The organism is Chamaesiphon sp., assembly GCF_041737865.1.
Taxonomy (GTDB): Bacteria; Cyanobacteriota; Cyanobacteriia; order Cyanobacteriales; family Chamaesiphonaceae; genus Chamaesiphon.
The window spans coordinates 1-11,452 of record NZ_JBGSQZ010000246.1; the positions used below are offsets into that span (position 1 = coordinate 1).

Here is an 11,452-nt window from a genome sequence, read left to right on the forward strand (position 1 = left end):
TAATTCTCCGCCAAAGTTACGGTTTTGCTAGTTTCAAATCGATGAGAGAAAAACTGTTGGCTTGCTTATTCAAATAATCTCCGCTCCGCTCCGATCATTTGAATAAGTTTAAATTATCACCCTAAGTACAGGAGAGCCGAAATAGATGCTCGACGCCCTTTGTAACATCAACTGAATCGATGGTTACAAATAATTGACAATACTAAGCCTACTGGGACGACACGACTAAAAACGTGGGTAAAGCGATCGCTCAAAATATTACTAATTGTATTTTTCAGAGTTCTGAATGCCCACAGTTTTAGTCGTGTCGAGCCACTACGGCAGGCTAACGCCAACAGTACCAGCTATCCACCATCTATTCCAATACCTCAGAGAGATCGATTAACCGAGAAGTATTGCTATCTATTCTCTCTATCGCTAGGAATAGAGCTACTCGTTGAGAGAAAATCATCCCTAAATTTCGCACCGTCGGAAATCCTCCCCAACCAATGCGGAAATAACTGGTAGAATCGGTTACGATCGAATGTGAGATCGATGTCCTGATTAGATAATTTTCAATTTGGTTTAGTGAACTATGTCTGAAGCTTTAACACTCAATCCTGCTAACGTTGAAACCGTCCTCGATACCCTGCGACCTTACCTCATGGCAGATGGTGGTAATGTCGAGCTAGTAGATATCGATGGCCCAATCGTCAAACTTCGACTCCAAGGTGCTTGCGGCTCTTGCCCTAGTTCGACGATGACTCTCAAAATGGGGATCGAGCGCAAATTGTGCGACATGATTCCTGAAATTTCTGGTGTCGAACAAGTTTTTTAATTTAGTCACATCTTGCACCACTACATAAGAACGGACAAAATTTGCTCCAAACTAGCAACTATTGCCTGAATACTACCCTCTACCCTCTTAATACTAGTGACCTTGTTTTGATGCAAGATGTGAGTTTAGTCACCCTGAGCCAGTTGTTGTTTCGCTTGTTGCCACAGCAGCTCCAGTTCGGTAATTGAATAGTCTGTCAAAGGTTTATCGATATATTGTTCTATCTGCCCGATTCGATCGATAAACCTTTGATTTGTGCTGCTCAATCCCTTGTCTGGATCGAGTTTCAACCACCGCGCCAAGTTGACGATCGTAAATAATAAATCGCCTAATTCAGCTTCCTGATGAGCTGTATCTGGGGTAGCCAATGCTGCTTTAAATTCGCCCAATTCCTCATCAAACTTTGCCCATACTCCAGTCACACTTTTCCATTCAAATCCCATCGCTGCCGCTCGGTTCGAGATTTTCATAGCGGCATTCAGCGGTGGCATTTTTTCAGCATAACTACTGAGCTTGTCGCTGAGTAGCTCGGTAGTCTTCCCCTTTTCGAGTGCTTTGATTTGCTCCCAATTGGCTTTGACTTCGGCGATATCAGCAACGGCGACATCTCCAAACACATGCGGATGACGGCGGATCAATTTTTCACTAATACTTTGAGCGACATCAGCGAGGGTAAATTGCCCCGCCTCACTGGCTAATTGCGACTGCAAAACTACTTGCAATAATAAGTCTCCCAATTCCGACACGATCGACGCGCGATCGCCACTCCGAATCGCGTGTACCGCCTCATAAGCCTCCTCAACGATATATGGAGTCAAGCTCTCAGGTGTCTGCGCCAAGTCCCACGGACAACCCCCCTCAGGATCTCGCAATTTGGCAACAACATCAATCAAGTCTTGGAGTGAGCCAAGGATTGGACTAGATTCGGGATTTATCATAGTGTCGCGTTAGTTTACTGGTAGACAGCTTAATGCTCCTGAGCGATCCAAATCAGATCTAGATACCTCAAACCCTTGTCGGAGCCATACCCATTCTATCGGCTCAGAACTCCCTAATGCTACCCACAATCTAAGTGGCTAGGAACGTAACTACTCAGGCTTAAAAAATCTTCCTAATTTTTTAAGCCTGAGTAAGCTGTCAAACATTTAAAACACTCTTTAACCATTTTTCACATCCTAAAGCTTGCACCTTTCTGCTAGCGAAGGATACGGGGCTTTTGATGATGGCTACATCGAGCTAACTAACCCCGTTGCCCGATCCATTAATTTAAACTCTGTCTCGTCGTCCGGCGGGTAAAGGCATTCCAAACGTCCAGTTCAGCCGCAGAACGCCCCAAGAGCATCGATCGCAGAGCGTCACTGAGTCCCTGTACATCGCTAAAATCTGCCCCAGCAATGCTGCTCAGATGCTCCAGTTCGATCCCAGTCACATCGGCAGCCCGCAGATCGGTACCTGCTAGATTCACCCCATTTAGCCGTGCATGACGAAGGGAGGCACCAGTCAGATATGCCTTCTGAAGCGTTGCACCACTCAATCGAGCATTTTGGAGATTGGCACCTGTCAAGTCGGCACCACTGAGATAACTTCCCAGTAGATTTGCGCCACTGAGATCGACATTGCGGAGATTGGCTGTATTGAGATAGGCACCGTTGAGGATTGCTCCAGGGCCGATCGCGCCCGATGATTTATAAGCAAACCCCTCCGCCCAAATGGTATGGTGGTCATACCTGGCTACCTGTAATTTAGCCCCAGTTAAATCTGTCCTAGTCAAGTTTGTCTTGTACAATTGCGATCGATTGAGATAAGCTCCCGCAAGGTTGGCACCACTCAGATTAGCATCGCTGAAATTGACCCCTCGTAAGTCTGCACCGCTCAAATCTGCACCACTCAGATTAGCTCTCCCAAAATCGGCTCCGATCGAGTTTAACCCCTTGAGGTTGGCTCCTGGCAATTCGACATCACTCATATCGACTCGATACAGATCTAGCTGCGCGATGGAGTGTCCAGCACGGATAGCTGCTAAAATTTCTGAAGGTGCGATCGCAGAATCGTTCACGGTTGCTCTAATAATTCGTTATTAATCAACTCTATAGTGTCTGAGTAAGTTTAGGCAATCGGTAGATATCTCCTGTCGTATCCATATAGCATGTCTAAATTATTACTCAGAATCGTTGCCACGGCACTCATCGGCTGGGCTAGTACCGCTCAGGCTCAAGTCCCACCTATATCGCCATCACCGCTCCCGCCACAGCAGCCAGCAGTAACTGCTCCAGATCTGACATTGTTGGGTAAGGCTCTCGGTGATTTTTTGCAGACTAATCGAGTTGCAACCCAGTCTCAGCTTGTGATGACCATCCAAGACAAAGGCGTGGATGTCAAGATTTATGCTCAAACTAAAACGATCGCCCAAACTAGCGGTGAGTTTCGCTCTGAACTAACTTTTGCTCGACCAGGACAGCCGCCAACAGCGACTTATACGATTGTTTCAGATCGTCAGAGAGTCTGGATCTATCGACCCGATCGTCGTCAATATTCCCAGACTACCATCGCCAAATTTCAAGCACAACCCTATTCATATCTAGTCGGTATATCATCCATCTTCTTTTTGACTGTCACGGAACCCACTCGCAAAGAGCTAAATGCTGCTTTAGCATCCAGCCCTAACTTTTTAGCTGCTCTACCCGAACGCGATATTCAAGATTTGCAAGGTAGTAAGCGGCAAGTTGAGGGGCAAGAACTATATGTTTATTCATACACAAATAAGCTGGAGAACTGGACATTTAATGGTTTCGTTCAACCTCAGACAGGAATCCTCAAGCAAGTTGAATTTACTGGCATCGATGCCAAAGATGGGTGGACATTTTCACTGACAGAAAAGATTCTCGATCGCAATCCTCGACCCAATGTCAATAGTTCGATCTTTAAATTCTTACCACCAAAGGGCACTAAAAAAGTCCAATCTCTATCGATCGATCTAACTGGTCTATGAGAAGAAGTCCTAATTGGCTAAACAGTTAGCAGCGTAATCTTTGGGTGTATTTGCGATCGAGTCGGGCAGGCAAAACCCTGCCATTCTCACCTTGTTTTACGCGGTTGGATTGACAATATTTAAATTTGTTGGATCGTTTACTTACTATCTACCAGAACTGTTTCTGACCCGACTACGGAGAACTGGATCGGGATTTTGTTATAATGCAGGCAGACAAATCACTGCCATCGAGCCTTTCATCATCGGCGGTGTTGCATCTCGATCGGACAATCCAGTCCAAACCGCTGTCTAACTATCTCCTAAGTCAATATATGCAGCTTTTTATAGATACCAATATTTTACTATCCTTTTATTCTCTCAATCAAGAAGATTTAAACGAACTCAACAAATTGATTGACGCGATCGAGAGACAAAAGATTACACTACTACTTACAGACCAAATTATTGACGAGTTCAATCGTAACCGCGAACAACGTATCGATGGCGCAATTAAATCCCTCCGTACCCAAACTTTCAATCCTCAATATCCCCAAATCAGTGAAGACTACCCAGAGATCGATATTCTTAGGGAATCACTCAAGCATTATGAGCAAGCTCATGTATCTCTAACTGCTAAAATCGCGATCGATATTAAAGCTAAAAATCTCAAAGCCGATCGCATCATCAAATCCTTTTTCAGTCTGGGAAAAAAGCTCACAAACCATCCTACCACACTCGATCGAGCCAGATTCCGAATGGGGATAGGAAATCCACCTGGTAAGAATAACTCCTTGGGTGATGCAATTAACTGGGAATGTCTACTCGACGAAACACCAGAAGGCGAAGATCTCTATTTTATTACTGGCGATAAAGACTATTGCTCGGCACTAAATGATGATGAATTTAGTGATTTCCTACTCACTGAGTGGTATAATAGAAAACAGACAAAGATTTACTTCTACAAGCGGTTATCTAGCTTCTGTAAAGAACAATTCCCTGATATCGCATTAGCTAGCGTTCGGGATAAAGAATTTTTAATTAGAGATTTAGTCAACAGCCAATCGATCGCCAATACTCAAGCAGCGATCGCCAAATTAAGTTACTACACAGAATTTACAGCCGCTCAAGTCAATACGATCGTCGCTGCAGCAATCTCCAATCGTCAGGTAGTGTGGTCGATCGAAGACGATGAAGTAAAAAATTTCCTATCATCAGTAGTAGCAAGTAACGAAAAGTACTTAGATGAAGCTAGTTTAACTGCGATTAAAGCTCTATTAGATTAGTTCAAAAGTTGATGGTATCGTGGTGCAGAAAGCTGTTGAGTAGATCGATCGAGAGTTTTAACGACAGTTAAGTGCTGATGGGGTCGATCGACATTATCGAGCGACCCCATCAGCACGGTTGAAGAATGTCACGATTTACTTTAGCAAGCTGATTTTGAATCGGTCGATATTAATCATGATGACTAGCTGACCCAAAATCCATACTGGAAGTAATAACTTCAAGATAAAATTTGCTGACTTTTGGCATCTGGCTTGAGTGCGAAAGTAGCGATCGAGATACCCACAATCGAGAGAATTGCCGTCGGAATAAAAGCATTGGTATAGCTACCGAAAATATCTTTGGCACTACCAGCAACTAGAGTACCCAGCAAAGCTCCTGCCCCGTAAGCGGTAAAAACGATGCCATAGTTTTTGGTGTAGTTGACAGGATTAAACATTGACAGCGTGGCTGTGGGTGCGATCGCCAGCCATCCGCCCAAAGACAACCACAGTAGACCAAAGGCAAAAAAGTAATTGACAACCTGACCTTTACCAGTATTGAGCATGACGATCGAGGCGATCAAAATCAGCACATAAGAGATAATTGCCGTCATTTTAGGCTTGAGTCGATCGGTCAACCAACCGAATAACGGGCGACCGACACCGTTAAAGATTGCAAAAATCGATACTGAAGCAGTCGCCATGCTGGGATCGAGTCCGATAATTTCCTTGCCCACATTACTGGCAATCCCCACCGCCATCAGGCCAGCCAGAGACCCAATCGCATAGCAGATCCACAGTGCAAAAAAGCTGGGCGAACTCAACAACCGATCTGGCTCGGCGATCGCGGGGCTAGCAGCAAACTGGGAACTGGGCTGCCAGTCTGTGGGCGGAAATCGAAGCTGAGTAGCTATCGCCCATAAGATCGCCGTAAAAGCTATCCCGAAAATTCTAAAGGTGCTGTCGATGCCATAAGTATCGATCAGCAACCCCGCTAGGGGAGCGGTAATCAATGGAGATAGACCGAATCCAACTACAGTTAAACCGACAGCTAATCCTTTGCGATCGGGAAACCATTTCGCCGTGACTGCAATCGGTACGCCATACACAATCCCAACGCCAGCTCCAGCAATCAGACCGTAAGTAATAACCAACAGGGGAATATTGGTTGCGAAACTGGAAAAGAAATAGCCCACGCCCACAATCGTCCCCCCGACAGCGGTTACTTTTGCGGCACCATAGCGTTCGATATATCTACTCGCGATCGGCATCAAAATGGCAAATACTACTAATAGTGTGGCAAAGGGAAGCAAGGTATCTGTCGAGCTAATTGTGATGCCCTGCTTGGTCAAAGCTGCCGTCAACGGCTTGCGAAAAATGCTCCAAGAATAAACTGTACCCAAGCAGAGCATCGCGGTAATGCCTAGAGGCAAAAATAGCCATCGACCTTGCCGAGCAGGTAAGCCAAATAGTTTCAGGTCATTATTCATCATATTTTCTTCGATCTCAATAGTCCCCACAGATTTATAGCAGCAGGGCATTAATTATCGACACACGATCGATAATTAATGCCCACCTGACTGAACTATATATTACTTCGATCCTCGCAATCGTCATACAGCTAATAATCAGTAATAGGTCGGTTAATTAGGATGGTGGGCAGTGCCCACCATCCTAATCCTCGGTAGTATCTATAATATTTATCTGTAGATAATACTATTTAAAAAGCAGATAAATCGAGCGATTCCTGAGTTTGTAGAAATGATAACAGCCGCTGCTTGATGCGATCGACACCACCCGCTACATTTGATTCAATATTCACCGGAATAGCCGGATCGTGTAAAGATAATCGCAATAAGTACCAACCATCCTCAATCTCAGATGTACAAGCAACTCTTACCCCTTCATAATTATTAGGGACAATTTTCCAGTCAGTTTGACTTGCTGCGAATGCTTGCATTTGCTCGATGACTTTATTTCCATAGGCTTGAAAATCTTCGGTAGCGATCTTGATTCGCAACTCTTGACTCTCAACAGGTTCTTGTAAATTAGCAATCAGATCTGTCAACGATCGATCTGCCAATTTAGACTTAGCTAGCTCGATTAATAGTTTACTGACTAGATATGCACCATCGTCGAGAAAGTGATTTTCCTTCATCGCAGCATGTCCAGAAGTCTCGATCGCTACCCAGGATTCTTGCCCAGATCGATCCAGCCGCATCGACTCATTGATGACATTTTTATATCCACGTTTAAATCGATGATGAGTTCCCCCCAAATCCTGCTCGATAAATTGTGTCAAGCCATCAGAAGTAATCGAATCAGTCACAATTGTAGACTGAGGATGCTCCTGTAAAACGATCGCGCTAATCAATCCGATTAGGCGGTTGCGATTGAGTTCTTTCCCCGTACTATCTACCGCCGCCGATCGATCGACATCCGTATCAAATATAATCCCAAAGTCAGCCTGATGCGCGATTACCGCTTGACAAATTGCCGCCATTGCCGTCGGATCTTCAGGGTTGGGAACGTGATTGGGAAATGTACCATCAGGATCTAGAAACTGGCTCCCTGTAGTGTCTGCACCTAATGGTTGCAACACGCGATCGGCATAAAATCCCCCCGCACCATTACCTGCATCAACGATGATTTTTAGCCCTGCTAACGGTCGATCGAAATTAGTCGGATGATTGACACTCGATCGAATTTGCTCGACAAATTGGTGAGCATATACCGACATAAAATCGCGGTTAGTAATCCTACCCTTCACCGCTGCAATCTCAAAATTATTAGTTGCAGCTAACGCCAGAAGATCGGAAATATCTTTCTTTTCTAAACCACCTTGCGCAGTAAAAAACTTCAACCCATTGCGATTGAATGGTAAATGACTCGCGGTGAGCATAATCGCTCCATCGCACTCAAATCCGGCGGTAATCGTACTCATGAACATCGCCGGAGTCGAAGCCATCTCAAAATCGTACGCCTGACTCCCGACAGCAGTAATCCCATCGAGCGTAGCCTGCATAATTGCTGGGCCAGACAGACGGCTGTCGCGTCCCACTGCTACAATCAGTTCGGTACTGGGTTTATTTACCTTGTGTGAGAGCCATGTCACAAAGGCTTGACCGAGAATTTTGGCTATTTCGGGGGTGAGATTGACATTTTCATTTACGACACCTTCCAGGGCAATCCCGCGAATATCCGAGCCATTTTGTAGCTTGTTCCAGTTAAAATTTTGCTCGATCGCCATTTGGAGTAAAACCTGCTATTTTTCCATCCGTATAGCCAAAATACCTTAAAATAAGTGGCGTAACCTGCATACTTTCTAAAATCTTTTGGTGTTTTCACCCACTACTCGCAAAAACTTGTGGTTTGAGCGATCGATGGCGACGATTGCCTCGCTCGGATTTATAGTATCGATATTCGACCTTACTTATATTCCCTGTCGCGATTTTTACTTCCGCAATCTGCCGATCGTCGTGCGATACGATCGAGTTAAAGGGATCGAACCCCATCGTGAAACCCAACGTTATCTAAACGCTGTCGAACAACTCAAACTCACAGTCAAACAAACTGGATTAGCCTCATCTCAAACCCAAAGTTGGCTGCAAGATTTGGATACTCTCAGCGTGAGTATGATTCAAAATAATCCCTTTCAAGTAGCTGGTAAAACTGGTAATCTCGAACAAATCAAAAACGATCTCCGCGATCGCATCCAAAATCAATCAGCCAAAGGTGCCTTTGCTACATTCTGGAGTCAAGCTTACCTTACCAAAGTTGGCTGGGAGCGAGAAATCGCATTTTACGATCGCCAGATTAAACCTTTACTCGTTACCAATTATTACCGCAAATTAAATCAATCTGGTAACTATGTCGATAATTTTTGGCAGATCGATCTGATTTTTATCGGTATTTTTGCAGGTGAGCTATTAGGCAGGATTTTCTTTGTCCGCCGTCACAATCGTCAACTTAGCTGGCAACAAGTAGTTATCCGCCGCTGGTACGATCTGATTTTATTATTACCATTCGCCCAATTTTTACGGATAATTCCGGTCATCATCCGGTTGCAGCAAGCAAAATTAATCGATCTAAGTTTAGTCAAATCAGAACTCAATCGCTTATTTGTCGGTCAAATTGTCAACGAACTAACAGAGGGAGTGATCCTCCAAACATTACAACAAACCCAGACTGCAATTAGATCTGGACAGATAACTCGGCTCATCCATAGCTATCTCAACACACCACATATAGACTTAAATAACGTCAACGAAATTGAAGTTTTTGTCGAGCTAATTTTAGAAATAGTTGTCTATCGAGTCATCCCCAAAATTCAACCAGACTTAGAAGCAATTTTGCGCCACTTATTTCAAAAAGCTTTATTAGAATCTCCCGCCTATCGCAATCTTCAACGGCTTCCAGGTGTCGGCGAAATGCCCGCACAAGCGATCGATCGAGTCGTCAAAGAAGTTTCCACATCCATCTATACAGCCCTCACAAAAGTCCTAGAAGACCCCAACAGTGCCAAACTCAGCCGTCGTCTCGCCGAGAACTTCACTCAATCGATCGGTGCTGAAATGCAGCGCCGGCAAACAGTCATCAAAATTGAATCCTTACTCTACGACCTAATTGAAGAAATCAAGGTAACATATAGCGATCCTAAATAAGCCAATCGGTGAATATAGGATTTACTCAGCACCAGCGATTTATCTTGGTAGTAATAATTTATGAACCGTCACTACCAAACTGCTAATTCATCGATTCTAAATAGTCCCGAACGCGATTGCGGCGTTTCGGTTGGCGAAGTTTTTGGAGAGCCTTAGATTCGATTTGGCGGACGCGCTCGCGGGATAGTTCTAGTACCCGCCCGATATCAGCCAGAGAATGCGCGTGATTGTATCCTAGCCCGAACCGGAGACAGATCACCTCGCGCTCTCGATCGGTCAAATCTGCCAACAATTGCACGAGTTCTCCCTGAAGTGATTCCCGCATCATTAGTTGTTCTGGTGTCACTTCGTCAGCTTCGAGCAGATCTCCCAATTCGGTATCTCGATCTTTCCCCACCTTGACATCCAATGATACCGATCGAGGGACGCGCATCAACACTTCTTGCAATTGCACCAGCGTCATATCCAGAGCCTTAGCGACATCCTCTAATCTCGGCGCACGTCCAGTTTCGATACTTAATTCACGTTGGACTTTTTTAATCTTATTGAGTTTTTCCGTAATATGCACGGGAAGCCGAATATTCCGACTTTGTGTCGCAATCGCACGAGTGATTCCTTGGCGAATCCACCAGTAAGCATAGGTGCTAAACCGATAACCCTTAGTAGGGTCAAATTTATCTACAGCACGCTCCAAACCCATCGTTCCTTCTTGGATCAGATCTAAGAGTTCCAAGCCGCGATGTTGATATTTCTTAGCAACAGAGACGACTAGGCGGAGATTCGCCTTAATCATATGTTCCTTAGCGCGGTTACCAGCCAACTGAATGGCATCAATTTCAGCAACCGTTACGTTTGCTAATTTCGCCCATCTTTGCTTGCCAGCCGCCAATCTAGGCTTGAGTTCTCCAAAGGAGACACCCACGGTACTCGCCCAGCGTTCAGGCGAAGGACGATGCCCCAATTGGGCTGTCAATCGATCGTGAATTTCGATCGCTTCGACGTATTGTAACATTGCGCTGTCGTCACTTTGTCCTAATTTCGCTGCTGCTGCTGCATTGGTACGCAATTCGAGCAACTGTACGTAACGTTGAACGACTTTTGCTTCAGAGATCTCTTCATCTCTAAGCAGCAATCGCACTTTACCAATTTCTTGAAGATATAATCGGACTAAATCCTTGCTATAGTAAATATTTTTCTCAGCAGCCGGAACTACTGTACTATCCAGCTCATCTTCAAATAACTCAGGTAAAGATGTTCGTAGGCTATTGTCATCCATGTTTATGCCGTTACAATCCAGTTCTGATGCGGATTCGGATTCGTCGTATTCTACTGATTTATCTAATTCGGATTCGTCGTATTCTACTGATTTATCTAAGGATTTGCTCGGCATAAACTATTCTCAAATGTACTCAAAAAAATCTAGTTATGAAAAATTTTAGATCTGAACTGCATTTCAAGGGAAAAGCTACAACAATCACCGTTATGAATAGCGTTCCCATCTTTTGCTTGAGATCCTTCACTGACACACCATATTTCTTTTATATTTGCAGAATCAAATAAGCAGAAGTCCACTAATATTAAGCATAGCCAGAATGCAAAAAAGCCCTCAATCGTTGATTGAGGGCTTCATATTAGTAGCAAGATTGAGCTTGGCATCGAGCTATTTTGACAGGGGGCAACCCCCCAACTATCGTCGCCGTGCGAGCGTTTCACCTCCGAGTTCGGGAAGGGATCGGTGTGG

General features: G+C 44.7%; 9 protein-coding genes. 4 read left to right on the forward strand and 5 right to left on the reverse strand.

Annotation, left to right across the window (positions count from 1 at the left end):
* Positions 1 to 574: 574 nt before the first annotated feature.
* The gene (locus ACEW9J_RS18585) at positions 575 to 817 is read left to right on the forward strand and encodes a NifU family protein (RefSeq protein ID WP_309737990.1); all 243 of its coding nucleotides are present in this window, start codon (positions 575 to 577) and stop codon (positions 815 to 817) included.
* Positions 818 to 942: 125 nt separating this feature from the next.
* Here ACEW9J_RS18585 and mazG read toward each other — a convergent pair whose 3' ends face one another.
* Both mazG and ACEW9J_RS18595 read right to left on the reverse strand, forming a co-directional pair.
* Positions 943 to 1,755, reverse strand: a complete 813-nt coding sequence (mazG, locus tag ACEW9J_RS18590; protein WP_373546586.1) for a nucleoside triphosphate pyrophosphohydrolase — start codon at positions 1,753 to 1,755, stop codon at positions 943 to 945.
* Positions 1,756 to 2,078: 323 nt separating this feature from the next.
* The gene (locus tag ACEW9J_RS18595) at positions 2,079 to 2,873 is read right to left on the reverse strand and encodes a pentapeptide repeat-containing protein (RefSeq protein ID WP_373546587.1); all 795 of its coding nucleotides are present in this window, start codon (positions 2,871 to 2,873) and stop codon (positions 2,079 to 2,081) included.
* A gap of 90 nt (positions 2,874 to 2,963) precedes the next feature.
* Between ACEW9J_RS18595 and ACEW9J_RS18600 the strand changes: the two genes are divergently transcribed.
* Both ACEW9J_RS18600 and ACEW9J_RS18605 read left to right on the forward strand, forming a co-directional pair.
* A complete protein-coding gene (locus ACEW9J_RS18600) occupies positions 2,964 to 3,806 on the forward strand; it encodes a hypothetical protein (RefSeq protein WP_373546588.1) in 843 nt (280 codons plus the stop codon).
* Positions 3,807 to 4,009: 203 nt separating this feature from the next.
* Positions 4,010 to 5,068, forward strand: a complete 1,059-nt coding sequence (locus tag ACEW9J_RS18605) for a PIN domain-containing protein (RefSeq protein ID WP_373546589.1) — start codon at positions 4,010 to 4,012, stop codon at positions 5,066 to 5,068.
* A gap of 218 nt (positions 5,069 to 5,286) precedes the next feature.
* Here the strand turns inward: ACEW9J_RS18605 and ACEW9J_RS18610 are convergent, their stop codons facing one another.
* Together ACEW9J_RS18610 and ACEW9J_RS18615 are read right to left on the reverse strand one after the other, a co-directional pair.
* On the reverse strand, positions 5,287 to 6,540 hold the full coding sequence (locus ACEW9J_RS18610; protein WP_373546590.1) for an OFA family MFS transporter: 1,254 nt from the start codon (positions 6,538 to 6,540) through the stop codon (positions 5,287 to 5,289).
* Between the two features lie 227 nt (positions 6,541 to 6,767).
* Positions 6,768 to 8,297: a phosphomannomutase/phosphoglucomutase gene (locus ACEW9J_RS18615; protein WP_373546591.1), complete on the reverse strand. Its 1,530-nt coding sequence runs from the start codon at positions 8,295 to 8,297 to the stop codon at positions 6,768 to 6,770.
* An 88-nt stretch (positions 8,298 to 8,385) separates the two neighbouring features.
* Here ACEW9J_RS18615 and ACEW9J_RS18620 point away from each other — a divergent pair, with 88 nt between their 5' ends.
* Positions 8,386 to 9,711 carry a hypothetical protein gene (locus tag ACEW9J_RS18620; RefSeq protein ID WP_373546592.1) on the forward strand — a complete coding sequence of 442 codons (1,326 nt, stop codon included), beginning with the start codon at positions 8,386 to 8,388 and terminating at the stop codon, positions 9,709 to 9,711.
* A gap of 82 nt (positions 9,712 to 9,793) precedes the next feature.
* Here ACEW9J_RS18620 and sigC read toward each other — a convergent pair whose 3' ends face one another.
* A complete protein-coding gene (sigC, locus tag ACEW9J_RS18625; protein ID WP_373546593.1) occupies positions 9,794 to 11,101 on the reverse strand; it encodes an RNA polymerase sigma factor SigC in 1,308 nt (435 codons plus the stop codon).
* Between the last annotated feature and the right edge of the window lie 351 nt (positions 11,102 to 11,452).

What these genes read in the sequence shown, in the direction of transcription:
- ACEW9J_RS18615 (WP_373546591.1), bottom strand. Translation starts at nt 8,297, where the DNA reads ATGGCGATCGAGCAAAATTTTAACTGGAACAAGCTACAAAATGGCTCG.
- mazG (WP_373546586.1), bottom strand. Translation starts at nt 1,755, where the DNA reads ATGATAAATCCCGAATCTAGTCCAATCCTTGGCTCACTCCAAGACTTG.
- ACEW9J_RS18605 (WP_373546589.1), top strand. Translation starts at nt 4,010, where the DNA reads ATGCAGGCAGACAAATCACTGCCATCGAGCCTTTCATCATCGGCGGTG.
- sigC (WP_373546593.1), bottom strand. Translation starts at nt 11,101, where the DNA reads ATGCCGAGCAAATCCTTAGATAAATCAGTAGAATACGACGAATCCGAA.
- ACEW9J_RS18585 (WP_309737990.1), top strand. Translation starts at nt 575, where the DNA reads ATGTCTGAAGCTTTAACACTCAATCCTGCTAACGTTGAAACCGTCCTC.
- ACEW9J_RS18600 (WP_373546588.1), top strand. Translation starts at nt 2,964, where the DNA reads ATGTCTAAATTATTACTCAGAATCGTTGCCACGGCACTCATCGGCTGG.
- ACEW9J_RS18610 (WP_373546590.1), bottom strand. Translation starts at nt 6,540, where the DNA reads ATGATGAATAATGACCTGAAACTATTTGGCTTACCTGCTCGGCAAGGT.